Source organism: Caulobacter sp. (genome assembly GCF_039596335.1).
Lineage (GTDB): Bacteria > Pseudomonadota > Alphaproteobacteria > Caulobacterales > Caulobacteraceae > Caulobacter.
This window is the reverse complement of sequence record NZ_JBCNJZ010000004.1, coordinates 1-26,146: the sequence shown is the minus strand read 5'-3', so window position 1 is coordinate 26,146 and position 26,146 is coordinate 1. Positions and strand designations below refer to the sequence as shown.

At 68.6% G+C, this 26,146-nt stretch carries 26 protein-coding genes, 2 tRNA genes and 1 pseudogene; 17 read left to right on the top strand and 12 right to left on the bottom strand.

The genetic code is table 11. The features are described 5' to 3' along the window. The first annotated feature begins 58 nt into the window (after nucleotides 1-58). Nucleotides 59-694, top strand: a complete 636-nt coding sequence (locus tag ABDW31_RS09145; protein WP_343698484.1) for a glutathione S-transferase family protein — start codon at nucleotides 59-61, stop codon at nucleotides 692-694. A 58-nt stretch (nucleotides 695-752) separates the two neighbouring features. On the opposite strand, the pseudogene ABDW31_RS09140 reads toward ABDW31_RS09145, so the two are convergent. From ABDW31_RS09140 to ABDW31_RS09120, 5 genes and pseudogenes are all read right to left on the bottom strand, one after another. Beyond that, a pseudogene (locus tag ABDW31_RS09140) lies at nucleotides 753-1,523 on the bottom strand (SDR family NAD(P)-dependent oxidoreductase). A 35-nt stretch (nucleotides 1,524-1,558) separates the two neighbouring features. Beyond that, nucleotides 1,559-2,140, bottom strand: a complete 582-nt coding sequence (locus ABDW31_RS09135) for a carboxymuconolactone decarboxylase family protein (RefSeq protein WP_184720848.1) — start codon at nucleotides 2,138-2,140, stop codon at nucleotides 1,559-1,561. A gap of 93 nt (nucleotides 2,141-2,233) precedes the next feature. Continuing rightward, nucleotides 2,234-3,436 carry a pyridoxal phosphate-dependent aminotransferase gene (locus tag ABDW31_RS09130; protein ID WP_184720846.1) on the bottom strand — a complete coding sequence of 401 codons (1,203 nt, stop codon included), beginning with the start codon at nucleotides 3,434-3,436 and terminating at the stop codon, nucleotides 2,234-2,236. Between the two features lie 121 nt (nucleotides 3,437-3,557). After that, nucleotides 3,558-4,103: an NADPH-dependent FMN reductase gene (locus ABDW31_RS09125; RefSeq protein ID WP_184720844.1), complete on the bottom strand. Its 546-nt coding sequence runs from the start codon at nucleotides 4,101-4,103 to the stop codon at nucleotides 3,558-3,560. Nucleotides 4,104-4,112: 9 nt separating this feature from the next. Continuing rightward, entirely contained in the window at nucleotides 4,113-4,775 is a 663-nt protein-coding gene (locus tag ABDW31_RS09120; protein ID WP_184720842.1) for a ParA family protein, read from the bottom strand. A gap of 191 nt (nucleotides 4,776-4,966) precedes the next feature. On the opposite strand from ABDW31_RS09120, the gene ABDW31_RS09115 reads away from it, so the two are divergent. Next, nucleotides 4,967-5,686, top strand: a complete 720-nt coding sequence (locus ABDW31_RS09115) for a TVP38/TMEM64 family protein (protein WP_184720841.1) — start codon at nucleotides 4,967-4,969, stop codon at nucleotides 5,684-5,686. Nucleotides 5,687-5,967: 281 nt separating this feature from the next. Continuing rightward, nucleotides 5,968-7,539, top strand: a complete 1,572-nt coding sequence (locus ABDW31_RS09110) for a 2-isopropylmalate synthase (protein WP_184720839.1) — start codon at nucleotides 5,968-5,970, stop codon at nucleotides 7,537-7,539. Between the two features lie 50 nt (nucleotides 7,540-7,589). Here ABDW31_RS09110 and ABDW31_RS09105 read toward each other — a convergent pair whose 3' ends face one another. Continuing rightward, entirely contained in the window at nucleotides 7,590-8,063 is a 474-nt protein-coding gene (locus tag ABDW31_RS09105) for a hypothetical protein (protein WP_343698483.1), read from the bottom strand. 108 nt (nucleotides 8,064-8,171) lie between these two features. Here ABDW31_RS09105 and ABDW31_RS09100 point away from each other — a divergent pair, with 108 nt between their 5' ends. The 6 genes from ABDW31_RS09100 to rodA all read left to right on the top strand — a co-directional run bounded on the left by ABDW31_RS09100 (nucleotide 8,172) and on the right by rodA (nucleotide 15,296). After that, entirely contained in the window at nucleotides 8,172-9,050 is an 879-nt protein-coding gene (locus ABDW31_RS09100; RefSeq protein ID WP_184720835.1) for a DMT family transporter, read from the top strand. Between the two features lie 359 nt (nucleotides 9,051-9,409). Continuing rightward, nucleotides 9,410-10,453 carry a rod shape-determining protein gene (locus tag ABDW31_RS09095; RefSeq protein ID WP_010919417.1) on the top strand — a complete coding sequence of 348 codons (1,044 nt, stop codon included), beginning with the start codon at nucleotides 9,410-9,412 and terminating at the stop codon, nucleotides 10,451-10,453. 50 nt (nucleotides 10,454-10,503) lie between these two features. Continuing rightward, the gene (gene mreC / locus ABDW31_RS09090; RefSeq protein ID WP_184720833.1) at nucleotides 10,504-11,598 is read left to right on the top strand and encodes a rod shape-determining protein MreC; all 1,095 of its coding nucleotides are present in this window, start codon (nucleotides 10,504-10,506) and stop codon (nucleotides 11,596-11,598) included. Beyond that, nucleotides 11,595-12,110 (top strand): hypothetical protein, encoded by a 516-nt coding sequence (locus tag ABDW31_RS09085; RefSeq protein ID WP_184720832.1) that lies wholly within the window; start codon nucleotides 11,595-11,597, stop codon nucleotides 12,108-12,110. The genes mreC and ABDW31_RS09085 overlap by 4 nt, the downstream gene beginning before the upstream one ends. Before the next feature lie 4 nt (nucleotides 12,111-12,114). Beyond that, a complete protein-coding gene (gene mrdA, locus ABDW31_RS09080; RefSeq protein WP_184720829.1) occupies nucleotides 12,115-14,142 on the top strand; it encodes a penicillin-binding protein 2 in 2,028 nt (675 codons plus the stop codon). Further along, nucleotides 14,139-15,296: a rod shape-determining protein RodA gene (gene rodA, locus ABDW31_RS09075; RefSeq protein WP_184720827.1), complete on the top strand. Its 1,158-nt coding sequence runs from the start codon at nucleotides 14,139-14,141 to the stop codon at nucleotides 15,294-15,296. The genes mrdA and rodA overlap by 4 nt, the downstream gene beginning before the upstream one ends. 113 nt (nucleotides 15,297-15,409) lie before the next feature. Here the strand turns inward: rodA and pip are convergent, their stop codons facing one another. After that, nucleotides 15,410-16,399, bottom strand: a complete 990-nt coding sequence (pip, locus tag ABDW31_RS09070; protein WP_184720825.1) for a prolyl aminopeptidase — start codon at nucleotides 16,397-16,399, stop codon at nucleotides 15,410-15,412. A gap of 89 nt (nucleotides 16,400-16,488) precedes the next feature. On the opposite strand from pip, the gene ABDW31_RS09065 reads away from it, so the two are divergent. Next, nucleotides 16,489-16,749, top strand: coding sequence for a low temperature requirement protein A (locus tag ABDW31_RS09065; protein ID WP_184720823.1), 261 nt, complete (start codon nucleotides 16,489-16,491; stop codon nucleotides 16,747-16,749). A 3-nt stretch (nucleotides 16,750-16,752) separates the two neighbouring features. Here ABDW31_RS09065 and ABDW31_RS09060 read toward each other — a convergent pair whose 3' ends face one another. Continuing rightward, nucleotides 16,753-17,745, bottom strand: coding sequence for an alpha/beta hydrolase (locus ABDW31_RS09060; RefSeq protein ID WP_343698482.1), 993 nt, complete (start codon nucleotides 17,743-17,745; stop codon nucleotides 16,753-16,755). 115 nt (nucleotides 17,746-17,860) lie between these two features. Between ABDW31_RS09060 and ABDW31_RS09055 the strand changes: the two genes are divergently transcribed. Beyond that, nucleotides 17,861-19,081 (top strand): multidrug effflux MFS transporter, encoded by a 1,221-nt coding sequence (locus ABDW31_RS09055; RefSeq protein WP_184720819.1) that lies wholly within the window; start codon nucleotides 17,861-17,863, stop codon nucleotides 19,079-19,081. On the opposite strand, the gene ABDW31_RS09050 is transcribed toward ABDW31_RS09055, so the two are convergent. Beyond that, the gene (locus ABDW31_RS09050) at nucleotides 19,078-19,461 is read right to left on the bottom strand and encodes a DUF423 domain-containing protein (protein WP_343698481.1); all 384 of its coding nucleotides are present in this window, start codon (nucleotides 19,459-19,461) and stop codon (nucleotides 19,078-19,080) included. The genes ABDW31_RS09055 and ABDW31_RS09050 overlap by 4 nt on opposite strands. Nucleotides 19,462-19,582: 121 nt before the next feature. Here ABDW31_RS09050 and ABDW31_RS09045 point away from each other — a divergent pair, with 121 nt between their 5' ends. Genes ABDW31_RS09045 through ABDW31_RS09035 form a run of 3 tightly spaced genes read left to right on the top strand, consistent with a single transcriptional unit; the run spans nucleotide 19,583 to nucleotide 22,115 of the window. Next, nucleotides 19,583-20,689 (top strand): hypothetical protein, encoded by a 1,107-nt coding sequence (locus tag ABDW31_RS09045; RefSeq protein WP_343698480.1) that lies wholly within the window; start codon nucleotides 19,583-19,585, stop codon nucleotides 20,687-20,689. A gap of 5 nt (nucleotides 20,690-20,694) precedes the next feature. Further along, nucleotides 20,695-21,696: a phosphotransferase family protein gene (locus ABDW31_RS09040; protein ID WP_343698812.1), complete on the top strand. Its 1,002-nt coding sequence runs from the start codon at nucleotides 20,695-20,697 to the stop codon at nucleotides 21,694-21,696. After that, nucleotides 21,693-22,115 (top strand): hypothetical protein, encoded by a 423-nt coding sequence (locus ABDW31_RS09035; protein ID WP_343698479.1) that lies wholly within the window; start codon nucleotides 21,693-21,695, stop codon nucleotides 22,113-22,115. The genes ABDW31_RS09040 and ABDW31_RS09035 overlap by 4 nt, the downstream gene beginning before the upstream one ends. A 7-nt stretch (nucleotides 22,116-22,122) precedes the next feature. Here the strand turns inward: ABDW31_RS09035 and ABDW31_RS09030 are convergent, their stop codons facing one another. The 3 genes from ABDW31_RS09030 to rlmB form a co-directional block, all read right to left on the bottom strand. Beyond that, nucleotides 22,123-22,857, bottom strand: a complete 735-nt coding sequence (locus tag ABDW31_RS09030; RefSeq protein ID WP_184720811.1) for a TerC family protein — start codon at nucleotides 22,855-22,857, stop codon at nucleotides 22,123-22,125. A 122-nt stretch (nucleotides 22,858-22,979) separates the two neighbouring features. After that, nucleotides 22,980-24,596, bottom strand: a complete 1,617-nt coding sequence (locus tag ABDW31_RS09025) for a stalk-specific protein X (protein ID WP_343698478.1) — start codon at nucleotides 24,594-24,596, stop codon at nucleotides 22,980-22,982. Nucleotides 24,597-24,705: 109 nt separating this feature from the next. Beyond that, a complete protein-coding gene (gene rlmB / locus ABDW31_RS09020; protein ID WP_343698477.1) occupies nucleotides 24,706-25,542 on the bottom strand; it encodes a 23S rRNA (guanosine(2251)-2'-O)-methyltransferase RlmB in 837 nt (278 codons plus the stop codon). 173 nt (nucleotides 25,543-25,715) lie between these two features. On the opposite strand from rlmB, the gene ABDW31_RS09015 reads away from it, so the two are divergent. The 3 genes from ABDW31_RS09015 to ABDW31_RS09005 all read left to right on the top strand — a co-directional run. Beyond that, nucleotides 25,716-25,801: transfer RNA gene (locus tag ABDW31_RS09015), tRNA-Tyr, on the top strand. 95 nt (nucleotides 25,802-25,896) lie between these two features. After that, nucleotides 25,897-25,970 (top strand) — tRNA-Gly (locus ABDW31_RS09010). A 50-nt stretch (nucleotides 25,971-26,020) separates the two neighbouring features. Continuing rightward, on the top strand, nucleotides 26,021-26,146 hold a 126-nt coding region (locus ABDW31_RS09005; protein WP_343698811.1), incomplete at its 3' end, for a GTP-binding protein.

Genomic DNA, 26,146 nt, shown 5'->3' with positions numbered 1-26,146 from the left:
TTGACCGCATCCCAGAAGCAGCCGCCTATCCGCGCCGATCAGCGCGAGGGGTCTTGGCATGTACACGCTCTATGGTTCGCCCAGCACGGCCGGCACGGCCATCCACTGGATGCTGCTGGAGCTGGGTCAGCCGTTCGACCTGAAACTGCTGGACTTCGACAAGGCCGAGCACAAGTCGCCGGACTATCTGGCGCTCAATCCCGACGGTTTCGTGCCGACCCTGATCGTCGACGGTGCGCCCGTCACCCAGATGGCGGCGATCGCGGCCCTGCTGGCCGAGCGCCATCCCGAGGCCGGCCTCGCCCCGCCGCCCGGCTCGCCCGCGCGCGCCGACTATCTGAGTTGGAGCTACTGGCTGGCCAACAGCTGGCAGCCGCACTTCCGGGGCTGGTTCTATCCGGACGAGCCGGCCGGCGCGGCGGCGCAGGACGACGCCCAGGCCGTGGCCCGCGCGCGGATCGAGGCTGGGCTGGAGCGCCTGAACGCCCGCTTGGCTGACCGCGACTACCTGGCGGGCGACAGCTTTACGACCGTGGACCTGCTGACCACCATCCTGTGCCGCTGGACGCGCAACATGCCCAAGCCGGCGACGGAATGGCCGAACCTAAAGCGCTATCTCGACACGATCCGCCAGCGCCCGGCCCTGCGCGAGGTCCATGTCCGCGAGGGCCTGACCGACTGGATCAACGGCTAGCGCGGCAGCCGAAAGTGGACGCCGGTTTCGGCGCCCGCCGCGCGCCCGATAGAAAGGTCTAGCCGATCCGGCTCGACATGCCGCCGTCGACGGGCAGCACAACGCCGGTGACGAAGCGGGCCTCGTCGCTGGCCAGGTAGAGGGCGGCATAGGCGGTGTCCCAGGCCGTGCCCATGGCGCCGCCCAGCGGCACGCGGGCGCTGCGGCTGGCGCGGACAGCTTCGATGGTCTGGCCGGTGGCCTCGGCGACGCCGGCGACGGCCATCGGCGTGTCCATCAGCCCCGGCGCGACGGCGTTGCAGCGCACGCCCTTGCCGGCATTGGCCTGGGCGACGCTGGAGGTCAGGCGATTCACCCCAGCCTTGGAGACCTCGTAGGCCAGCTGATTGCCGCCGGCGATTCCGGCCAGAGATCAGATGTTGACGATCGCGCCCGACCCTTGCGCGCGCAGGACAGGGAGGGTGGCGTGGGTCACCCGCCACAGGCCCTTCAGATTGACGTCCAGGATGCGGTCGAAGGCGTCCTCGGTCAGGCGATGGGCCGGGCCGTCGCCCCCGCCGCCGATGCCGACATTGTTGACCAGGATGTCGAGCCCGCCGAGTTGAGCCTGGGCGGCGGCCACGATCGCTTCGCCGACCTCGGCCTGGCGGATGTCGGCGGCCAGGGCGTGGGCGGTCCCGCCCTCGGCCGCGATCAGGGCGGCGGTCTCCTGGGCGCGGTCCAGGTGGCGATCGACGCAGAGGACGTCGGCCCCTTCGCGGGCGAACAGCAGGGCGATGGCGCGGCCGTTGCCGATGGTCTCGCCCGGCGTCTGTCCAGCCCCGACCACGACGGCGCGCTTGCCTTCCAGGCGGCCGGCCACGCTCAGAAAGCCTTCAGGTCGGGATCGAGGGTCTGGCCTTCGTCCAGCTGCACCCCGAAGGTGTTCAGCAGCATCGACACCTGGGTGTACTGGCCGGCGGTGAACACCACGTCCATGACTTGCTTCTCGCTGAAGTGGGCCAGCAGCGCCTTCCAGGTCGGGGTCGAGACGAACTGGTCGTGGTGCAGCTCGTCGGTGGCCTGGATCAGCACCGCGTCGGCCGGGCTCCAGCCGGCGGCCGCGCCGGCCTTCAGGCGTTCGATCTCATCGTCGCTGAGGCCACAGCGGCGGCCGATCTCGGCGTGCTGGGTCCATTCATAGCCGCTGCGGCACAGGAGGCCGGTTCGCAGGATGACGATCTCGCGCTCGCGCGGCGGCAGGTCGTTCTTCTTGGAGAGGACGTAGTTGCCCCAGGTCAGGAACGCCTTCAGCGCCTTGGGCGCATGGGCCATGGTCCGGAAGATGTTCAGCACCGGTCCCGCCGGGATCACGCCGCCGCCGCCCAGCGGCGCCAGCACCTCGGCCTGTTCGGCGTTCCAGTCTTCGGGCGCGAGCGGACGGATCCGCGGCTGTGACAGGCGCATACGAAAAATCCTCCCGGCTCGGCGGACTTGAGGCCGCTTTGCCGAGAGGATCGTTCGTTTAGTCGCCTGACGTCAAACGTTCGTTTGATGTGGCTACTTCACGCTGGCGCAGAAGCGCTGGATGCGCTGGCAGGCGTCTTCCAGCACGTCGTTGGCGGTGGCGTAGCTGATGCGGAAGAACGGCGACAGGCCGAAGGCCGCGCCATGCACGACGGCTACGCCCTCGGCTTCCAGCAGTTCGCCGGCGAAGTCCTCGTCGCTGGTGATGACCTTGCCCGAGGGGGCGGTCTTGCCGATCAGGCCGGCGCACGACGGGTAGACGTAGAACGCGCCTTCCGGGGTTGGGCAGTCGATGCCCTGGGCCTGGTTCAGCATCGACACGACCAGGTCGCGGCGCTCCTGGAACAGCTTGGCGTTCGGCTTGATGAAGTCCTGCGTGCCGTTCAGCGCCTCCAGCGCCGCCCATTGCGAGATTGAGCAGGGGTTGGAGGTCGTCTGGCTGATCATCTTGCCCATGGCCTTGATCAGCGCTTCGGGACCCGCGGCGTAGCCGATGCGCCAGCCGGTCATCGAATAGCCCTTGGAGACGCCGTTCATCGTCAGGGTGCGGTCGTAGAGCTTGGGCTCGACCTGGGCGATGGTGGTGAATTCGAAGTCGTCGAACACCAGGTGCTCGTACATGTCGTCGGTCAGCACCCAGACGTGCGGGTGCTTGAGCAGCACGTCGGCCAGGCCCTGCAGCTCGGCGCGCGTATAGGCGCCGCCCGACGGGTTGGACGGGCTGTTGATGATGAGCCACTTGGTCTTGGGCGTGATCGCTGCTTCCAGGGCCGCCGGGGTGATCTTGAAGCCGCTCTCGGCCGTGGTCTCGACCGAGACGGGCGTGCCGCCGGCCAGCAGGGTCATGTCGGGATACGACACCCAATACGGCGCGGGGATGACGACCTCGTCGCCCGGGTTCAGGGTCGCGACGAAGGCGTTGTAGATCACCGGCTTGCCGCCCGGGGCGACATGCACCTGGCTCGGCTTGTACTCCAGGCCGTTCTCGCGCTTGAACTTGGCGCAGATGGCGGCCTTCAGCTCGGGCATGCCGTCGGGGTCGGTGTACTTGGTCTTGCCGCCCTTGATCGCCGCGATGGCGGCGTCCTTGATATTGTCCGGGGTGTCGAAGTCCGGTTCGCCCGCGGACAGGGCGATCACGTCACGTCCGGCGGCTTTCAGCGCGCGCGCCTTGGCGCTGATGGCGATGGTGGCCGACGGTGCGATGCGCCGCAGGGCGGCGGACTCAAGCGACATGGTTCAGGACTCCCCTGGAAAGGACTTGGCCTTGAAAGACCGGTTTCAGGATTGCGGCGGTCTTTACGCCCGCGCTTGGCGCGGCGCAACGCGGGGAACCGCGTTTCGTGAAGGTTTTGGGTCAGGCGGTCTTTGAGCGCAGAACCGCAGCATAGGCGGCCAGGTGGCGAGCCAGGCCCTGGCGGGTGCGCTCGTCGGTCAGACCGCCGTTCTCGAACTTGCCCGGCGCCTGGCCGACCAGCACGTCCGACAGCGGGGCCAGGTCACAGCCGGCGCGCTTGAGGTTCAGGCGCAGGGCGTCCTGGGCGCGGACCGTGCCGGTGATCCCGGGGCTGGCGCCGATCGCGCAGGCCAGCTTGCCGTCCAGCGGAGCAGGCTTGCCGCGCGAGGCCCAGTCGATGGCGTTCTTCAGCACCGCGGTCAGGCCGCCATTATATTCGGGACAGGCGATCAGCAGGCCGTCGGCCTCGCGCACGGCGGTCTTCCAGGCGGCGACCGACGCCGGCTCGCCCTGGTCCTCGAGGTCCTGGTTGAAGAACGGCAGCTCGCCCAGCCCGCTGAAGATCTCGATCGACAGCTCTTCCGGCGCCAACTCGCGGGCGGCGTGCAGCAGGGCGGTGTTGTACGAGGCAGCGCGCAGGCTGCCGGAAATGGCCAGAATCTTCATTCAGACAGGTTAGACGGCCTGGGCTTGGATGTCCTCGTTGCCTAGCAGCATCGGGCCGACCTGGGCCCACAGGCGGGTGATCTCCTCGGCGGCGGACGAGCTCGGATCCCACTCGCAGACCGAACGGCCGTGGGCGATCGATTGCTGGAAGGCGGCGCGAGCGCGCAGGCCGATCGGCGAGACCGGCATGCCGACGAAGCGCAGGGCCTCGGCGGCCTTCAGCACGGCCGGCGGCTCGAAGCCGTTGCGCTTGGGCGGGGCCTGGCTGAGCACGATGACGCCCTTCTTGCCCAGACGGCGGACGGCCTCGGCCGAGCGCACCACCGAGGCGATGTCCAGGAAGGTCGGGCGGCAGACCAGCACGCACAGGTCGGCGCACTGGATGGCCTGCAGCACGTCGGCCTCGGGGGCGGCGGGGGTGTCGATGACCAGCACGTCCTGACCGTGGTTGCTGGCGTGGACCTGGGTCGAGAACAGCTTGCCGGCGTTGATCTCGGCCAGGGTCGGGCCGTCGCCGGTGCGGGCGCGCAGCACGTCGGAGGCCGAGCGCTGGGGATCGATGTCGGCCAGCATGGTCTTGAGGCCGGCCAGGTGGGCGGTGATCGCCAGATTGATCGAAAGCGTCGTCTTGCCGGCGCCGCCCTTACGCGAGATGACAGCCAGGGTCTTCACGAAGCAACTCCCTATCAGGCCAAGGTTTTCGACCCTTGCAGCCTGTGGATAAGTAACGCTGTCATGTGAAGCTCACGCAACCGAAATGTCGTGACAGGCGAGCGTTAATGTCCCCGGATCGCGGTTTGAGGGGAGGGGCGGTGCGTCCTGGTGGCGCTTGACCCTGGACAGCGCCTGCGCGAGGAGGGGCGGTGATCCGCCGTATCCTCGATTTCGTCACCAATATGGACGCCCGCGCCTGGCGCACGGTGGCGGTCTCGTTCGTGCTGTTCGGCGGCGTGGGCGTGGTCTTCCTGTTCGGCGCGCAGCTGCTGGGCGTCAACGGCGAGGCGGCGGTCGAGCACTGGCTGGGCGCGGCCACCGGGCCCTGGGCCCTGCCAATGGCCGTGGCCGCCTTTGCGGTTATGGCTTTCCTGGGCGTGCCGCAGTTCGTGCTGATCGCCGCGGCGGTGGTCGCCTTCGGGCCCTGGACCGGTTTCGCCTACAGCTGGATCGGCACCCTGGTCTCGTCGCTGGTCGGCTTCTGGCTGGGTCGGGCCTATGGCGCGAAGATCCTGCGAGATTTCGCCGGCGAGGGCGTCAGCAAGTTCATGCGGATGATCGGCCGCAACGGCTTCATGGCCAGCCTGATCGTGCGCCTGGTGCCGTCGGCGCCGTTCATCGTCGTCAACATGGCCGCCGGCGTCACACCGATGAAGCTGCGGGACTTCGCGGCCGGCACCGCCATCGGCATCGTCCCGAAGATCGCCCTGACCGCTTTCGCCGGCAATTCGATCGTCCAGGCCATGCGCGGCGGCGGCAAGCAGCACATCGTCATGATCGCCCTGGCCGTGGTCATCTGGCTGGGCATGGGCCTGGTCAGCCGCGCCTGGCTGAAAAAGCGTGAAGCGGCGGAAGAAGGGCAGGGCTGAACGGCCTGGGCCGTTAAGTTCGCCGACATCTTGCCCTGTCCAGGCGGCTAGCTGGGCATAAACTTGCCGAGGCTGCGGCCTATCGCGCCGCGGGCGCAAATTGCTTGCTCGATTCTGGGGCGATGTGTAGAAAGTCGGCCATGAACGTCGCGCGCGCACTGCTTTCGCTTCGGCTTACCAACCCCTGGGCGCTCTAGGGGCCGCGCATCGTCGTGGCCGGGCGCACAGGGGATATTGACCCGCAGCCCGCACGCCACACACCCCATTCGACGAGTACCCCCATGACCACCCCCGCCAACGCCGCTTCGGACAAGCGCGACAACGTCGTCATTTTCGACACCACCATGCGCGACGGCGAGCAGTCGCCCGGCGCGTCGATGTCGCTGGAAGAGAAGCTGGAGCTGGGCAAGATCCTCGAGGAGATGGGGGTCGACATCATCGAGGCCGGCTTCCCGATCGCCTCGAACGGCGACTTCGAGGCCGTCCGCGAAGTGGCCAAGATCGTCAAGAACTCGACCATCGCCGGCCTGTGCCGCGCCCACCAGGTCGATATCGACCGCTGCGCCGAGGCCCTGAAGCCCACCCAGCGCGGCCGCATCCACGTGGTCATCGCCACGTCCGACCTGCACATGAAACACAAGCTGCAGATGGAGCCGGATCAGGTGATCGACGTGATCGCCCGCTCGGTGGCCCACGCCCGCAACCTGCGCGACGACGTCGAGTGGTCGGCCGAGGACGCCACCCGCAGCGACCGCCAGTTCCTGCGCCGCGCCATCGAGACCGCCATCAAGGCCGGCGCCACGACGATCAACCTGCCCGACACGGTGGGCTACACCTATCCGTCGGAATATGCCGACCTGTTCAACTGGATGGTCAACAACGTCGAGGGCGCCGACCGCGTCATCTTCTCGACCCACTGCCACAACGACCTGGGGCTGGCCGTGGCCAACAGCCTGGCCGGCGTGCAGGGCGGGGCTCGCCAAGTCGAGTGCGCCGTGAACGGCCTGGGCGAGCGCGCCGGCAACGCCGCACTGGAAGAGATCGTCATGGCCCTGAAGGTGCGCGGCGACCGTCTGCCCTTCCAGACCGGCATCGACACCACCCACATCACCCGCGCCAGCCGCTACGTCTCGGCCATCACCGGCTTCCCGGTGCAGTACAACAAGGCCATCGTCGGCAAGAACGCCTTCGCGCACGAGAGCGGCATCCACCAGGACGGCATGCTCAAGAACCGCGAGACCTACGAGATCATGACGCCGGAGTCGGTGGGCCAGGCCCCGTCCAGCCTGGTCATGGGCAAGCACTCGGGCAGCCACGCCTTCCGCGCCAAGCTGAAGGACCTGGGCTACGAGCTGGGCGAGAACGCGCTGAAGGAAGCCTTCGGCCGCTTCAAGGACCTGGCCGACCGCAAGAAGCACGTCTACGACGACGACATCATCGCCCTGGTCGACGACGCCCTGGCGCGCGGCTCGGAGAAGATCCGCGTCTCGCACCTGCGCGTGGTGGCCGGCACCGACGGCCAGTCGGCCGAGCTGACCCTGGACGTCGACGGCGTCTCCAAGACCGCCGAGGCGACCGGCGACGGTCCCGTCGACGCAGTGTTCAACGCCATCCACAAGATCGTGCCGCACGACGCCGCCCTGCGCCTGTTCCAGGTGCATGCGGTGACCGAAGGCACCGACGCCCAGGCCCAGGTCTCGGTGCGTCTGGAAGAGGACGGCCGCATCGCCACCGGCGCGGCCGCCGACACCGACACCCTGACCGCTTCGGCCAAGGCTTACGTCAACGCGCTCAACAACCTCTTCGCCCGCAAGGAGAAGAGTGCGCCGGCGGCGATCGCCAGCGGGTTCTAGGGCGCGATAGCCGAAAGTGGCTGCCGGTTTCGGCGGCCATCGCGCCCCAACTAAGCCGCGCGGCGGCTGCTGAAAGGCCGCGTCGCCAGGATCTCGGCCCTCAGGTGCGCCTGGGGCTGAACGTCCAGACCCAATTCCCGCAAGGCTTCGGCGAGCGCCCTGCGGGGTGTCTCGTCCAGCAGCGCGCCCGCGTCCACAACCAGCGTCCCGCCGGGGCGCAGCAGGGTGTAGGTCGCGGCGATGACGGCGCGCGCGTCGGGCAGGGTCGGGCAGTCCAGCACCAGCAGCACGTCGCTGCGCTCGTCGGCCGCCCCGCAGGTGGCCCGGCGCGCGGCCTCGACGCGCTGGTAGCCGCGCCGCCACAGCTGGCACATGGCCTCCCCCGCGCCCGGACCCGCCACGGCCACGAAGGCCAACGGCGTTGCCTGGGCCAGGTCCAGCATGCGGTCGAGCGCAGGATTGAGCCCTTCGGCCGGCACGCCCAGCAGGAACTGGGCGGCTTGACGGAGCGGGGAAGGCGACATGGCGGAGAAACCTCTCAGGGAGACTGCCGCCTGTCTTGCGCCCAGGGCGCGTAAAGGCTCCATGCGAAACCCGCCTACCGGTCTAAGGACGGCGTAAAGGTCGAAGAGATGATCTGGATTCCCATCACGGTGGCTGCGGCCGCCCTGCAGGTGGCGCGCAACGCCGCCCAGCGGTCGATCATGGGCGGGGCCGGGCCCTGGGGCGCGACCCTGGTGCGGTTCCTGTTCGGCCTGCCGTTCGCCACGGTGTTCGCGGTGGTCGCCTGGCTGGTGACGCCGGCCGTGGTCCCGCATGCGACGCCGCTGTTCTGGCTGGCCTGCGCGGCGGGGGCGGCGCTGCAGATGGGGGCGACGGCCGCCCAGCTGACCGCCATGCATCGCTCGACCTTCGCTCTAGGCACGGCCATGCAGCAGAGCGGCCTGATCTTCGCCCTGGCCTGGGGCGCGCTGTTCTTTGGCGACAAGGTCGGGCCGGTGACCTGGCTGGGCGCGCTGGTCGCCTCGGGCGGGCTGGCGGCCCTGACCTGGCCGCGCGGCGAGGTGGTCATGCGCCGGGGCGCGCTGACGGCCGGGCTGGGCGCGGGGGCGATGTTCGCCATGAGCGCCAACTGCTTCCGTCAGGCGAGCCTGGCTTTTGATCCGGCCCACGCGGCCGTCTCGGCCCTGGTGACGGTGATGGTGGTGCAGGCGATCCAGACCGTGGCCCTGACCGGCTATCTGGCCTGGCGCAATCCCGACGCCCTGAAGGCGGTGGTCGCGGCCTGGCGGCAGTCGCTAGGGGCGGGGTTCTGCGGCGCGGCGGCCTCGGGCCTGTGGTTCACGGCCATGGCCCTGTCGCCGGTGGGGCCGGTGAGGGCGGTCGGGGTGGTCGAGATGCCCATCGCCGCCATCGCCGGACGTCGTCTGTTCAAGGAGCGTCTGTCATGGACGCAGATCGCCGCCGGGGCCGTAACGGCGGTCGGCGTGGCGATGGCCGCCTTGGGCTAGATTTCGCCATGTTCGGGTGCTTGGCCAGCTTGACCGCAAAAGCCTTAGATAAGCCCGCGAATAGACCTTGAATTCAACGCTTTCGCAGGGCAAACGGGCGGCGTCGGCGCGTTTTTGGCCGCTCGGACGACGGCGCGGCCAGGGTGCGGCGCTCCCGTCGGGTGACAGGACACGCGGACTGGGTCGAAATCCCCTAAATGCGGGAATCATGTTGTCCTCGCATTGAGATGAAGTAGGAGCCGTTTCTTCTCCGCCGACGCCGTCCCCGGGACGGAAAAGGCTCCGCTTCTTCGACTTGCCCACCTCTTCTTCTTCGAACTGCCCGTAACGCCCCTCCTACCCCTCAGTCAGGGCTCTCAATGTTCTCTTCCCTCTTCGGCGTGATCTCGAACGACATCGCCATCGACCTCGGAACGGCCAATACCCTCATCTATCAGAAGGGTAAGGGCATCGTGCTGAACGAGCCGTCGGTCGTGGCGCTGCGCAATGTCGGCGGCCGCAAGGTCGTCCACGCCGTGGGCATCGAGGCCAAGCAGATGCTGGGCCGCACCCCGGGCCACATGGAAGCCATCCGCCCGATGCGCGACGGCGTCATCGCCGACTTCGAAGTCGCCGAAGAGATGATCAAGTACTTCATCCGCAAGGTTCACAACCGCAAGGGCTTCGTGAATCCGAAGGTGATCGTGTGCGTGCCGTCGGGCGCCACCGCCGTGGAACGTCGCGCCATCAACGACAGCTGCCTGAACGCCGGCGCCCGCCGCGTCGGCCTGATCGACGAGCCGATGGCCGCCGCGATCGGCGCCGGCCTGCCCATCCACGAGCCGACCGGCTCGATGGTCGTCGACATCGGCGGCGGCACCACCGAGGTGGCCGTGCTGTCGCTGTCGGGCATCGTCTATTCGCGCAGCGTCCGTGTCGGCGGCGACAAGATGGACGAGGCGATCATCAGCTACATGCGTCGCCACCATAACCTGCTGATCGGCGAAACGACCGCCGAGCGCATCAAGAAGGAAATCGGCACTGCCCGCGCGCCGGCCGACGGCGAAGGCCTGTCGATCGACGTCAAGGGCCGCGACCTGATGCAGGGCGTGCCGCGCGAAGTCCGCATCTCGGAAAAGCAGGCTGCCGACGCCCTGGCCGAACCGGTCGGTCAGATCGTGGAAGCCGTGAAGGTGGCCCTGGAAGCCACCCCGCCGGAACTGGCTTCGGACATCGCCGACAAGGGCATCATGCTGACGGGCGGCGGCGCGCTGCTGCGCGGCCTGGACGCCGAGATCCGCGACCACACCGGCCTGCCGGTGACGGTGGCCGACGATCCGCTGTCGTGCGTGGCCCTGGGCTGCGGCAAGGTGCTGGAGCACCCGAAGTGGATGAAGGGCGTCCTGGAATCCACCCTGGCCTAAAGTAACATTGCTCTAGAGACGCCTCGGGGGGCGTCGGGAGACAGAAGTCCGTGCCCTTTCGCGAAGGTCCCCTCGGCGACCTGAAAGTGCCGCTTACCTGGACGGCGGCGGTGGCCCTGATCGTGGCGGCCGTCATCGCCGTGGCCTTCCTGCTGGCTGATCGTCGAGAGACGCTGCAGGAACAGGCCTATGGCGTCACCCGCCAGACGGTGGACGTCGTGGCCAAGCCGGTCAGCGGCGCCATCGCCGCGCCGGGCCGCTGGACCGGGCTCGGCTTCGACTACATCCGCAGCTATTTCTTCACCGCGTCGGAGAACCGTCGCCTGAAGGCCGAGCTGGCCGAGATGCGTCAGTGGCGTGACCGCGCCCTGGACCTGCAGGACCAGAACCAGCGCTTCAAGTCGCTGATGGGCCTGCGCACGGATCCGCCGATCCCAATGGCGGCCGCCCGCGTGGTGGCCGACAGCCGCGGCCCGTTCGCCAACACCCGCCTGGCCGACGCCGGTTCGGAGCGCGGCATCGTGGTGGGTAATCCCGTGCTGAACGAGCGCGGCCTGATCGGCCGGGTCGTCGGCGTTTCGCGCGGCGCCAGCCGCGTGCTGCTGCTGACCGACATCGCCTCGCGCACGCCGGTGATGATCGACCGGACCAACGCCCGCGCCATCCTGACCGGCGACGGCGGCCCCAATCCGAAACTCGAATACCTGCGCGGCGTCGATCCGATCCAGCAGGGCGACCGAGTCGTGACCTCCGGCGACGGTGGCGTCGTGCCGCGCGGCCTGCCGGTGGGCGCGGCCGTGAAGGGCCTGGACGGCCGCTGGCGCGTGGTGCTGTTCGCCGACCAGTCGTCGATCGATTATGTCCGCATCCTGCTGTTCAAGGACTTTGCCCAGCTGGCCGACGAAAAGGCGCTGCAGACCCGCAGCCTGCCGCCGGTGACGACCGAGGATCCGCAGACCTCGATCCTGTCGAACCCGACTCCGACCCCGGCCCCCACGGCGGCCACGCCTCCAGCCGCCCGGACCCCGACCTCGACTCCGGCCCCGGCGACGACGACGCCCGCTCAGCCCAGACCGGCGGCGCCGCGTCCGGCCGCGCCCGCTACGCCAGCGCCTGTGCCCGCGCCGACGGGAGCCCCCCGATGAGCATGAGCGGCGCGCGGCCTCTCAACCCCGGCCGCTGGCTGGGCGTGCCCATGCTGCTGTGCATGGCGGCCACGGTGGTGTTCGCCGCGCCGATCCGCATCTGGGGCCTGCAGCCACCCGAGCCGATCTTCGCCATCGTCCCGGCCTTCGCCTGGGCGCTGATCCGTCCGTCGATCCTGGCCCCGTTCGCCATCCTGTTCCTGGGCCTGTTCCAGGACATGTTCTGGGGCGGTCCGACCGGCCTGTGGGGTCTGTCGCTGCTGGTCGCCTACGCCATGGTGCTGATCCTGCGCAACATGATGACCGGCCAGAGCCGCCCGATGCTGTGGATCTGGTTCGCCGGCGCGACGGCTGTGGCCATGGGCGCGGGCTTCCTGTTCAGCATGCTGGACAGCCTGGCCATGCCCAGCCTGCTGGCCGTGTTCTGGCAGTTCCTGGTTACGGCCCTGCTGTTCCCGTTCGCCCACCGCCTGCTCGATCGCTTCGAGGACGCCGACGTGCGGTTCCGGTGAGGCGATGAGCGAACCGTCCATCTTCTTTTTCGAGGTCAATGAGCGCCAAGGGGTCTTCCACCGGCGCGCGTTCCTCTTGGGCGGTCTGACGGGCGTGGGCCTGCTGGCTCTGGGCGGTCGCCTGGCCCAGCTGCAGCTGGTCGAGGCCCAGCGCTATCAGAAGCTTTCGGCCGGTAACCAGTTCAACTACCGCCTGGTGCCGCCGCCGCGCGGCCTGATCCTGGACCGCAACGGCGTGTCGCTGGCGTCCAACCGGCCCAACTTCCGGCTGATGATCAACAAGGACAAGGGCCTGGACGCCGAGGCCGTCCTGGACGACCTGACCAAGCTGGTCCCGATCGACGGCACCCGTCGCGCCCGCGTGCTGCGCGACCTGGAGCGCGCGCCGCGCAAGGCGCCGGTCGTGGTGATGGAGGACCTCTCGTGGGAGGAGTTCAGCCGCGTCAACATCCGCGCGCCGGAACTGCCCAACGTCACCGCCGATATGGGCGAGGTGCGGGTCTATCCGTTCGGCGGCGCCTTCGCCCACGTGATCGGCTATGTCGCCAAGGTCAGCGATCGCGACCTGGAAACGGCCAAGAAGGACCCGACCCAGGACCAGGACCTGCTGCACCATCCGGGCTTCCGGATCGGCAAGCAGGGGGTCGAAAAGGCGTTCGACATCGAGCTGCGCGGTCGCACCGGGGCCACCAAGGCCGAGGTCGACGCCCAGGGCCGCGTCGTGAGGCTGGATCCGGCCGGCGATGTGCCGCCCACCCCGGGCAAGGCCATCCGCCTGACCCTGGACGCCGACATCCAGAACCGCGCCCTCGAGGTGATGGGCGAGGAGAGCGGGGCCATCGTGGTGATGGACTGCCGCAACGGCGACCTGCTGGCCATGGCCTCGGCGCCCAGCTTCGACGCCAACCGCTTCGTGCGGGGTCTCAGCGGTCCCGAGTACAAGGCCTTGTCCGAGTACGAGCGCAAGCCGCTGCTGGACAAGTCGATGACGGGCCTGTTTCCGCCCGGCTCGACCTTCAAGCCGACCGTCGGCTTGGCGGCGCTGCAGGCCGGGATCGACCCCAACATCCGCATCAACTGCCCTGGCAGCTGGTACTATGGCGGCCGCACCTGGCGGTGCTGGCAGAAGGGCGGCCACGGCGCCCAGAACATGCACGACGCCATCAAGAACTCGTGCGACATCTACTTCTATCAGACGGCGCTGAAGATCGGTCCGGACGCCATCGCCAGCGCGGCGCGCGCCGTCGGTTTCGGCCAGATCTTCGACATCGGCATTCCTGGCCAGAAGCGCGGCATTGTTCCCGATCGGGAATGGAAGAAGCGCGCTTTCAAGCGCAATCCGGCCAACCAAATCTGGTTTCCGGGCGAGACGCCCAGCTACGGGATCGGGCAGGGGGCTCTGACCGTCAACGCCCTGCAGCTGGCGGTGATGACCGCGCGCCTGGCCAACGCCAAGAAGGCCCTGGTGCCGCGCCTGGTCAAATCGGTCGGTGACGTTGAACAGCCGGCGGGGTCGGACGTGCCTGACCTGCCGTTCTCGCCCGAGCATCTGGCCTATGTGCGCGGCGGCATGGCCGCCGTGGCCAACGACGTGCGCGGCACGGCTTATCGCAACAGCCAGCTGGGCATTGGCGACGTGCAGATGGCCGGCAAGACCGGTACGGCTCAGGTCCGCAGCTACGACAAGGGCGTCTCGCGCGACAGCAAGGACGTGCGCTGGCGGCTCAAGGACCACAACCTGTTCGTGGCGTTCGCGCCCTATGACGACCCTCGCTATGCGGTGTCGGTCATCATCGAGCACGGCGGCATGGGCGGCGCCACGGCCGGCGCGCCGCGTGCGCGCGAGGTGATGCGCGTGGCCCTGCTGAAGGATCCCGAGATCCGCGCCCGCATCGAGCGCCCCGCGCCCCTGCCCGAGGCCCCGGTCGAGGATGTCATGGAAGGCGCCGCGCCCGAGGATCCGATCGAGGAAGCCCCGCCGCCCGAGCCGGGTCCGCCCCCGCCCGGCACCCCGACAGGAGGCCAGCAATGACTTTGAGCGGCGGCCTCAGCCGGCCCGGCGAACGCGACCGGCCGACCATCAAGTTCATGGAGATCGACTGGACGTTCTGTCTGGTCCTGTGCCTGATCGCCGGATCCGGCGCCCTGATGCTGTTCTCCATCGCCGGCGCCCAGTGGGAACCGTGGGCGGCGCGCCATCTGCTGCGTTTCGGCGTCTATTTCATCATCATGGTCGCCCTGGCCATGTGCGACCTGCGTTGGTGGTTCATGGCCGCCTATCCGGTCTACGGGATAGGCCTGCTGCTGCTGGTCGCGGTCGAGGTAGTCGGCGACGTGTCGCTGGGCGCCCAGCGCTGGCTGTCGATCGGCGGCTTCCGCTTCCAGCCGTCCGAGGTGATGAAGATCGGCCTCGTCCTGGCCCTGGCCCGCTACTATCACGGCCTGTCGTCGGATAGCGCCCGCATGTCCTGGCGCCTGCTGATCCCGATGGCGATGATCGGCGCGCCCGTGCTGCTGGTCGCCCACCAGCCTGACCTGGGCACCGCGGTGCTGATCGCCGCCACCGGCCTGTCGATCGTGGTGCTGGCCGGCCTGTCCTGGCGGATCATCGGGGCTGGCGTCCTGGCCGTCCTGGTCGCCATCCCGCCGTTCGTGATGTTCGTGCTGCACGACTATCAGCGCAACCGCGTGCTGACCTTCATGAACCCAGAGAGCGACCCGTCGGGCAACGGCTACCACATCCTGCAGTCCAAGATCGCCCTGGGCTCGGGCGGCCTGCTGGGCAAGGGCTTTGGCCTGGGCTCGCAGAGCCAGCTGAACTTCCTGCCGGAAAAGCAGACCGACTTCATCTTCGCCACCCTGGCCGAGGAGTTCGGCTTCGTGGGCTGCTTCACGGTGCTGTTCCTGTACGGGGCGGTGATCTTCATGGCCCTGCGCATCGCCTCGATCAGCCACAGCCACTTCGGCCGCCTGGCCGCGGGCGGCACGATCTCGACCTTCGCGCTCTATGTGCTGATCAATGGCGGCATGGTGATGGGCATGGCCCCGGTCGTGGGCGTGCCGATGCCGATGCTGTCGTACGGCGGCACGGTCATGCTGACGGTGATGATCGGCTTTGGCCTGATCCAGGCCGTGCGCGTCCACCGCTACACCGAAGTGACCAGCGGCAAGGGCTCGTTGATGTAGAGGCAGAACTGTCATCCCGGGCGGAGCGTAGCTCAGACCCGGGACCGCGGCAGGCTCAGAGTGCCCGCGGTCCCGGCTCGGCGCGCTTCGCGCTGGGTCGGGATGACAGTCTTTTACGACACCAGCGCCGCGTCGGTCGCGCGGATCAGGCCGTCGATGACGCCCGGTTCGGTCGAGGCGTGGCCGGCGTCCCAGATGATGTCGAAGCGGGCTTCGGGCCAGGCCTTGTGCAGGCGCCAGGCGCTGTCCAGCGGCGTCACCACGTCGAAGCGGCCCTGAACGATCCAGCCGGGGATGTGACGGATCTTGTCGATATTGGCCAGGATCCAGCCGTCGTGGTCGAAGAAGCCCTTGTTGGTGAAGAAGTGGCACTCGATCCGCGCGAAGGCGATCGCGAAGTCTTCTTCATTGAACTTGGGGGGACGGGCCTCCGGCCCTCGAAGCGAGATGGTGTCGCCTTCCCACTGGCTCCAGGCGGCGGCGGCTTCCAGCTGCACGCGGCGATCGGGGGCCACCAGGCGGCGGTGATAGGCGGCCATAAGGTCGCCGCGCTCTTCCTCGGGGATCGGGGCCAGGAAGCGCTCCCAGGCGTCGGGGAACAGCATCGAGGCGCCTTCCTGGTAGAACCAGCGCAGCTCGCGGTCGGTCAGCAGGAAGATGCCGCGCAGCACCAGGCCGTCGACGCGGTCAGGGTGCTTGATGGCGTAGGCCAGGGCCAGGGTCGAACCCCACGAGCCGCCGAACACGGTCCACTTCTCGACGCCCAGATGCTCGCGCAGACGCTCGATGTCCTCGATCAGGCTCCAGGTGGTGTTGTCGTCCAGGCTGGCGTTCGGACGCGAGCGGCCGCAGCCGCGCTGGTCGAACAGGGTCATGCGCCATTTGGCCGGATCGAAGAACCGCCGCATGGTCGGGTTGACCGCGCCGCCCGGACCACCGTGCAGGATCACGCAGGGCTTGCCGCGCGGGTTGCCGCACTCCTCGTAATAGATCTCATGCTGGCTGCCGGTGGGCATCCAGCCAAACGAGAAGGGCTCGACTTCGCGGTAAAGGCTGCGACGGCCGACGGAACTCATGGCGGCGACGGAAACGTTACGATCCATGGCGCGACCCTAGCGTGTTTCCAGCCGGGCTGTGAACGGAGGAAACACCCGGGCTCGCGCCTTTCGTAACCTTATGTATGTTGCGGCCCATGACTCAGATCCCGCCTGAAGACTATTCCGACGACGAACTGCTGGAGATGCTCAATCCGATTCAGCTGGCCGAACTCGACCGTCAGATCGGCGAGATGTTCGGGGCCGAGGGCGTCGACCGGGTCGAGGCCCTGTACGCCATGGCCAACGTCTACAGCCTGCGCGCCGCCGAGCGCGACGAGGTTTCCGCCCTGGCCATGCTGCAGCTGGCCGCCGCCATGCGCCGTCGGGCCGAGGCGATGATGGCGTCGCGAAACTAGGCTCTACTGCGGGAACTTGCGGTCCAGCCAGTCCAGCAGGGCGGCGTTGACCTGGTCGGGCTTCTCCTGCTGGGTCCAGTGGCCGCTGCCCTCGATCAGCACCTTCTCCAGATCCTCGATCTGCTCGCCCATGCGGTCGGCCATAGACGGCGGCAGCACCACGTCCAGCTCGGCCATGATCATCAGGCAGGGGATGCCGTCGATACGGCGGGGCAGGGCCTCGGCGCGCTCCCAGTTGCGGGTGAAGTTGCGGTACCAGTTGATGCCGCCGGTGAAGCCGGTGCGCTGGAACGCCTCGACGAACACAGCCAGCTCGTCGGGCGTCAGGAACTGGTGCGGGTCGGTCGCCGGATCGTAGTGGGCCAGGGCGTCCTGCAGAGCCAGACTGCGCTTCTCGGCCGGACGCGAGAGGAAGTCCTCCTGCGTGCCCTTGGGCAGGCGCATGAAGAAGCGGATGGTCTTTTCCGGATCCGCTCCCAGCTGGGCGTCGGCCACGCCCGGCTTCTGGAAGTGGACGATGTACATGTCGTCGCCATAGGCGTTGCGGTACATCTGGATCGGATCCAGCGGCAGGCGCGGGGTGAAGGGCGTGTTCAGCCCCACCACGCCGGCGATACGGTCAGGATGCAGCAGCGGCGCCTGCCAGACGACGATGCCGCCCCAGTCGTGGCCGACCAGGATCGCCTTCTCCACGCCCAGATGGTCCAGCAGGCCCACCAGGTCGCCGGTCAGATGGTCGATGTCATAGGCCTCGACTGCTTCGGGGCCGGGCGTCAGGCCATAGCCGCGCTGGTCGGGCGCGATCACCCAGCGGCCGGCGGCGGCCAGGGCGGCGATCTGGTAGCGCCACGAGAAGGCCAACTCCGGGAAACCGTGGCAGAAGACGATGGGCACGCCCTGACGCGGACCGGCCTCGTAATAGGCCAGGCGCACGCCGTTGACGTCGGCGAACTGCGGCTCGGGCAGGGGCGGGGCCGGCGGGTGGGCTGCCGTCATGAGCGCTGTTCTCCCAATATTCTTATGTAATTGCCGATCACCCTGAAGCCCGCATCGGGTCCTCGCAAGCTGCATTTGAGGTTTCCGTCGCGGCAGATGGGCGTAAAAGGCGCGCATGACTGACATGACCGCGCCGCCGCCCTCCGCCGTTCCCTGGCGGCTCGTTCTGCTGCTGGGCGCGATGACGGCCTTCGCGCCGATGTCGATCGACATGTACCTGTCCAGCCTGCCGTCGATCGGCCGGACCCTGAACGCAGGGCCCGACCAGACCCAGGCGACCTTGGCGGCCTTCTTTGCCGGCATGGCCATCGGCCAGTTCATCTATGGCCCGGCCTCTGACCGGTTCGGCCGCCGGCCGCCGCTGCTGATCGGCATCAGCGTCTATGTCATCGCCTCGGTGGTCTGCGCCCTGGCCCCGACCATCGACACCCTGATCGCCGCCCGCTTCGTGCAGGCCCTGGGCGGCTGCGCCGGGGCGGTGATCGCGCGGGCCGTGGTCCGTGACCGCTTCAGCCACACCGACACGGCCCGGGTCCTGTCGCTGATGACCCTGATCATGGGTCTGGCGCCGGTGCTGGCCCCGCAGTTGGGCGGCGTTGTGCAGTTCCTGGGCGGCTGGCGGGCGGTGTTCTGGACCCTCACGGGCTTCGGCGCGCTGATCGGCCTGTGGGTGTTCTTCGGCCTGTCGGAGTCGCGCTCGGCCGAGACCGAGGCCCAAGCCCGCTCCGAAAACCCGCTGCACGCCTATGTCGCGCTGTTCGGCATGCGCCGACTGGTGGGCTATGCCCTGGCCGGGGCGCTGAACGGGGCGGTGCTGTTCACCTACATCTCGGGCGCGCCCGACCTGGTGATGGGGACCTATGGCCACACGCCGCTGGTCTTCAACCTGATCTTCGCCTTCAACGCCGTGGGCATCATCGGGGCCAGCCAGGTCAATCGCTGGCTGCTGCGCCGCGCCACGCCCGACCAGGTGCTGAAGAAGGCCAGCATCGCCTCGATCGTGGCGGCCTTCCTGCTGACCATCGCCGCCTGGACCGGCTGGGGCGGCCAGTGGAGCGTGCTGCCGCTGCTGTTCGGGGCTCTGTCGATCTATGGCCTGATGGGCGGCAACACAATGGCGGGCGCGCTCAGCGTCGATCCGCGCCGCGCCGGCTCGATCTCGGCTTTGATGGGCTCGTCGTCGTTCGGGGCGGGGGCTCTGGCCGCCTGGGTCGGCGGCCTGCTGCACGACGGCACCGCCAAACCGGTCGCCGCCGTGATGTTCGCCTGCCTGGTGGGCTCGGCCCTGGCGATCTTCTTCCTGGCCCTGCCGGGCGCGAAGAAGTGTCAGGCCTAGGCCTGATCCTTCCAGGTGAAGCCGCGCCAGGCCAGCACGGCCCAGCCGATCATGAAGGCCAGCCCGCCGATCGGCGTGATCGCGCCCAGCATCCGCGGCGCGCCCAAGGCCATGGCGTAGAGCGAGCCCGAGAACACCAGGGTCCCGAACAGGAAGAGGCCCGCGGCCGCGCCCATGCCCTTGACGCCGGCCCGGCCGAGGGCGGCCGCGCCGATCACGGCCAGCGCATGATACATCTGGTATTGCGAGCCCTTGGTCAGCCACTCGACCGGCTTGGGCTCGGTGACGCCGTGCGCGGCGAAGGCGCCGAAGCCCACGGCCAGCAAGCCGCTGATCGCCGCCAGCCCGGTCCAGGTCCGGGCAGTCCAAGCCGTCGCCATCCGCCTTACGTTCCGTCACCGTTGCAATCGTCAACCGCGACCTTAACGTCGATCATCTGGACGTAAAGCGACGCCGCTTCCTTACGGAAACAAGAGCGCCGCATAAGTCAGGGAGGACGGCATGGCGCTCACCTGGGGCGACGATTACCCGATCCATCAGACGCCCGAGCCGGTCGCCTATGCCGGGACGGATCGGAACTTCTACGATCGCTATTTCTTCAACGGCTATGCTCCGCAAGGCGATGGCGGTGACCTGTTCTTCGCGGCCGCCTTCGGGGTCTATCCGCACCTCAACATCGCCGACGCGGCCTTCTGCGTGATGAAGGACGGCCAGCAGGTGAACCTCCACGCCAGCCGCTGGCTGAAGATGGAGCGGATGGACCTGAGCGTCGGGCCGATCCGCATCGACGTGGTCGAGCCGCTGCAGCGCCTGAAGCTGACCGTGACCGCGCCCGAGCAGGGGATCGCCGCCGAGATCGTCTTCACCGGCCGGGCCTTCCCGATCGAGGAGCCGCGCTTCGTGCGCCGCAATGGCCCGCGCACCCTGCTGGACTACACCCGGCTGACCCAGAACGGCCGCTATGCCGGCTGGATCGAGATCGACGGCGTGCGCACGCCGGTGGACGGCTTCGTCGGCACCCGCGACCGCTCGTGGGGCGTTAGGCCGGTCGGGGCGCGCGACGCCCAGGAGTTGGCCCCGCCGACGTTGCCGCAGTTCTTCTGGCTGTGGGCGCCGTGCAATTTCGAGGACGGGAGCCTCTTCTTCCACACCAATGACGACGAGCTGGGCCGGCTGTGGAACCGCCGCGCGATGTGGCTGGCGGACGGCGGCCGCGAGGACCACTTCGGCGGCTTCACGGACTCGTCCTGCGCCATCCAGTGGAAGCCCGGCACGCGCCACGCCGCGGCTGCGACCCTGGACCTCGGCGCGGATGGCTCCATGACCATCGCTCCGAAGACCGAGTTCTTCATGCTAGGCCTGGGCTATGGCCATCCGGTCTGGGGCCACGGCCAGAACCATGGCGCGCTGAAGGTCGAGCGCGAGGAGTTTACCCTGGCCGATCTGGACCGGGCCATGCCGCATCACCTGCACGTCCAGGCGCTGAGCGACGTGACCTATGTCGATGGCGCGGGGCGCGAGCGGCGCGGGCGCGGGGTGTTCGAGCAGCTGATCATCGGACCGCACGCGCCATCGGGCTTCGCCTCGATCCTGGACATGGCGCCTTGAGCGGCCTGCAGGAGCGCCTGGAGGCGTACCTGACCCGCGCCTGGGACCAGCCGGTGACGGTAGACGATCTCTCGCGCATCCCCGGCGGGGCCAGCCGCGAGACCTATCGCTTTGTGGCGAGGGCAGGGGAGACCGCCCGGCCACTGATCCTGCGCCGCGATCCGCCCGGCAGCCTGATCGAGACCGATCGCAGCCTGGAATATCTGGCGCTGGAGAGCTTCCACGATCGCGTGCCCGCGCCGCGGCCCGTGGCGATGGACGCCGAGGGGGCGGAGCTGGAGCGGCCGTTCTTCATCATGGAGCGGATCGAGGGCGGGGCCGTGGCCTCGCCGTTCACGGTCACGCCCTATGGCGCCCATGCCCGGACGGTGGGCGAGGCGTTCTTCAACATCCTGGGCAAGATCGCCGGGGCCGAGCCCGCCGACCTGCCGCTGGCCCGCGAAGGGGTTCCCGCGCCGGAGACCTGCTGGGCGACCGCTGTCGACCACTGGGCCGGCGTCATCGAGGCCGACGAGCAGCATCCCCAGCCCATCGTCCGCGCCGCCATCCGGGCCCTCCGCCGCAAGCCGCCGCCGCCGCCCAAGGCCGTGCGGGTGGTGCATGGCGACTATCGCGGCGGCAATTTCCTGCACGATCCGCAAGGCCGCATCCTGGCGGTGCTGGACTGGGAGATGGTCCATCTGGGCGATCCGCTGGAGGACCTGGCCTGGGCCATCGACCCGCTGTGGAACCCGTTCGACGCCTCGACCGTCGCGGCGATGATCCCCCGTGACGAGGCGCTGGCCATCTGGTCGAAGGCCAGCGGCCTGACGGTCGACGAGGACGCCCTGGCCTGGTGGTCGCTGTTCGCGGCGGTGAAGGGCCAGGCGATCTGGACCTCGGCGGCCAAGGAGTACCGCGACGGCGGCTTCAAGGAGCCGATCCTGGCGGTGTCGGGCTGGTACACGGCCCGGCGGCACGACGAGATCCTGGTCGATGCGCTGATGCGCTTGGAGGGCCTCCAATGACGCCCAGTCTGCCCGACATCCTGGTCGGCAACTTCATGTGCATGGCCGATCCCGGGCCGCCTGAGCAGCAGGGCGAGTTCATGGCCGGCAAGGTGGGGCTGGTGGCCCTGCTGTCGCTGCTGGCCGCCCAGGAGGCCGAGCGCGGCGTGGCGGCGCGGGTCGAGGAGAACGCCCTGATCCGCGCGACGCTGGACGAGGCGGCGGCCGACTACGGGCTGGATCCGTCCTGGCCGGCGACCGAGGGCCTGACGATCCCGGCGCTGGACAGCGTCAACGTCGCCCTGCGCAAGGCCCTGATCGATCTGCATGAGGCGGTCGAGGCGCGCGAGGACAGGACGCGGCATCACGCGATCCTGCGGCTGTACGCCAAGATGGCCGCGTTGCGCCGGCTGGAGCTGCCTCCGCTGCCGGCGCGTTAGGCGCGCGCTATCTGTGCTTCTCGTGCTTGGCCACTTCCTCGGGGGAGATGTCCAGGGGCGCGGGGGCGGCGGCGTTGTAGGCGGGGGTCTGGTTCAGATCCATGACCACGCTGCGGTGGCCCTGCCAGATCATGTGCAGGGCGACATAGAGCACGATGGCCAGGCCGACGAAGCCGATCCAGCGGTGCTTGTGCAGCAGGTTGGCAATGGCGCTGGCGGCCACGCCCATCAGGATGATCGACAGGATCAGGCCGAACACAAGGATGCCGGGGTGCTCGCGGGCGGCGCCGGCGACGGCCAGCACGTTGTCCAGAGACATCGAGACGTCGGCGATCAGCACCTGGATGAAGGCCTGCTTGAAGGTCTTGGCCTGACGCGCCTTGGGCTCGGTGGTCGGGTCGCCGTCGATCATCGCCATGGCGTCGTCGTGGGCGGCCTGCTCACGCATCTCGCGCCACATCTTCCAGCACACCCACAGCAGCAGGAAGCCGCCGGCCAGCAAGAGGCCGATGACGCCTAGCAGCCAGGTGGTGATCAGGGCGAAGCTGATGCGCAGCACCACGGCCGCGCCCAGGCCATACAGGATGACCTTCTTGCGCTCCTTGGGCGGCAGACCGCCGGCGGCCAGGCCCACGGCCACGGCGTTGTCGCCGGCCAGGACCAGGTCGATCATCAGGACTTGCAACAGGGCCATCAGCGGCCCCTGCATCCCGCCCAGCTGGGCGCTCAGAGCTTCAAACATGTGTCCTCAATGCGGCGACGCGGCCGGGGATGCAAGGCGCAAAAGGCGGGAGGCGGCGCTTAAAGCAAAAGCGCCCCGGATCGCTGATCCGAGGCGCTCATTCTGGGGGACCGGCGCGCAGTTTAGTGCGTGTGTTCCGGCTGCTTGGCGTGGTGGTCTTCGCCATGAGGCTCCGGCGCCGTGGCGGCGACCATGGGGTTCACATAGGCGACATGCTCGGCCGGGGCGTGAGCGTGCGGCTCGGCGTGATGAGCGTGGTCGTGGGCCCCGTGGTCCTGAGCGTGGCCATGGTCGGCGTGAGCCTCAGGGTGGCCATGGGTGTCATGTCCATGACCATCGCTGGCGTCATGCGCGTGATCTTCCTCATGGTGCGCGGAGAAGGCCGAGGCCGCGACCGCGCCCACCGCCGCGCCGCCGGCGGCGGCCACGAACGGGTTGACGTACGAGACGTTGGCCGAGGCCGGCTTCGGATCCTCGAACTCCATCTCGTTGCGGCCGTAGTCGGTCAGGGTGCGGTACTTGCGCTGACGCTCTGCGCGACGGCGGGCCGCCGCGGCGTTGCGCGAGACACCGACCAGGATGATCAGGGCCAGCAGCACCAGGGCCACGCCCAGCACGGTCTTGGTCGACACGTCGCCCAGGCCCGGCAGCGAGATCTTGCCGTTCAGCCCTTCCAGCTTGAAGTCGCCGAACGACTTCTTGGCCTTGGCGGGCAGGGTGAAGACGCGCTTGCTGATCTCGCCCAGGGCGAAGCCTTGCGGCTGCTTGGTCCCGTTCAGCTCGACGCCGAACTGCGAGCGGATCTGGCCCTTGGCCTCCGGGCCCGGCTTGACCTGCCAGGCGAAGGTGGTGGGCTCGCCCGGCTTGACCACGGCGGTCTGGCGACCGTTCGGCGTGATCTCGTAGCCTTCGCCTTCCAGATTGGCGTAGGCGCTGGTCTTGCGCGCGGCCTTGCCCTGACCGAGCTTGGCGGCCTCTTCCTTGATGCGGTCGCCCAGGGTGACCGGCAGGGACAGGGTCACCTGACCAGGCTGGTTCTTCGACAGGCTCTCGCCCGCGGCCAGGACGGCGCCGGCGGTGGCTTCCGGCGCGACGGCGGCCTGCAGCTGTTCCAGCTTCGAGGCCGGCTTCGCAGGCTTGGCCGGAACGACCGGCACGGCGGCCACGACGGGCGGCTTGGTCAGCGGCTTGGCCGGAACGACCGGCTTGGCGGCCTGGATCGGCGCGGGGGCCGGAGCGACGGTCTTGGGCGTCACCGGCTTGGCGGCGACGATCACAGCCGGTTTTGGCGCCGGCTTCGCCGCAGGCGCCGGCTTGGCCGGGATGGTCGCATAGACGCGATGTGGCTGGGCCGCAGGCTTCTGGACGTAGCGACGCGGCTGTTCCGTGCGCGACGACCCCTTGGGATTGGCGATCGGGCGCATGGCCGTGACCAGCGTGCCGTCGGGACGGCGCCAGGTCTTCAGGTGCGCATTGTGCTGACCCGGCGGGGGCAGGGGGCGCTCGGTGACATAGCCCGGCTGCTGGCCCGGACCGCCCAGCAGGCCGTCCTGGGCCTGGCTGGCGTCCGGCGCCGGCGCAGCGCCCATCAGGTCCGGCGCCGGATAGTTGGCCTCGGCGTGATACTCGCTGGCGGGCGGCGGCGCGTCCACGGGCTCGCCGCCGCTGCAGCCGGCCAGCAACAGCGCGGCCGTCGCCGAAGAAGCCAGGGCGGCCAGGCGCATCTTACGTCCAAACATCGGGTCCCCCGATCCCATGTCAGAATTCCTCCGCAGAGCAGGCGCTCGCGGACCACTGTTCGCGAGAGAAGCACGAGCTTGCGACGAAATCAAAACGGTTAAGAGAGATTCACGAACCGGTTTCTTCCTTCGCGCGAACTTTCGACGCCTCGTAAAGCGCGACCGCGGCGGCGGCGGAGACATTCAGGCTCTCGAAACCGCCCGGCATCGGGATCTTTCCCAAGGCGTCACAATGCTCTGCGACCAGTCGGCGGACGCCTTCACCTTCCGAACCCAGAACCAGTACGGTCGGCTGGCTGTCCAGCACCGCTTCCAGGCTTTCCTCGGCCTCGCCGGCCAGGGCGACCGCCCGCCAGCCCATGTCGGCCAGTTCCTCGAGGGCGCGGGAGAGATTGACCACGCGCGCGTGTGCGATCTTGTCGACCGCGCCGACGGCGGTCTTGGCCAGCACGCCTGACAGCACCGGGGCGTGGCGGTCCTGCAAGATGACGCCCTTGGCCCCGAATGCGGCGGCCGAGCGGAAGATGGCGCCGATGTTCTGCGGGTCGGTGATCTGGTCCAGCATGACCAGAAGGCCCTCGGCGGGCGAGCCCATGTCGGCGATCGACAGCGACTCAGGCTCGTCGATCTTCAGGGCCAGGCCCTGGTGCACGGCGCCCTGCGGCAGCTGCTTGGCGATTTCCTGGCCTTCCATCACCTGCAGGCAGGCCAGCTTCTGGAGATTCGGCGCGAGTCGCTTGGCGCGATCCGGGGTGGCCAGAAGGCGCTTCGGAGCGGGTCGAAGGGGGTTCGAAAGCGCCGCTTCTACGGCGTGAGTCCCCCAAATCCAGTCCTTGGCGTCGCCTTGGCCCCGAGAAAAGCTGTTTTCTTTCCGGGGCTTGGAACGAAAATCGCGTCCTTGTGCAGAAGGTCGTTTCCGGTCGTTGCGTTCGGAATGAGAGGACACTATAAGACGCGCTCCGATTTGGGGCCCCAAGGGTTTCTGGGCCGGCCGGCGCTGCTCTTAGCATCGTCCGTCACCGGCAAAAGAAGCTTTTGTTCCGTTTCGTAGTTCAATGGCTTGCTGTTGTGCGTCGAACCGGATAAAGGCCGCCGGCTTCGGAACTCCGTCGCGTGCTTGGGGGAATGTCCCGAGTGGCAAAGGGGGGGGACTGTAAATCCCCTGGCGTTAGCCTTCGTAGGTTCGAGTCCTACTTCCCCCACCATGCACGCGACGAGTTTCGGAAGATCGGCGAGGGCGTCCCAGAGCCAGAGACCGGGAGCCGATCGCGACCCCGCAAGCCCCGTTTTGGGTGTTTGGGCGGGTATAGCACAATGGTAGTGCAGCAGCCTTCCAAGCTGAGGATGCGGGTTCGATTCCCGCTACCCGCTCCAGCTCCCCGAGTTACTCCCAACAACAGCCCGCCGGCGCGAAGGTAAAGACGATGGCCAAGGAAAAGTTCGAACGCACTAAGCCGCACTGCAACATCGGCACCATCGGTCACGTTGACCATGGCAAGACGACGCTGACGGCCGCGATCACGATCACGCTGGCGAAGTCGGGCGGCGCG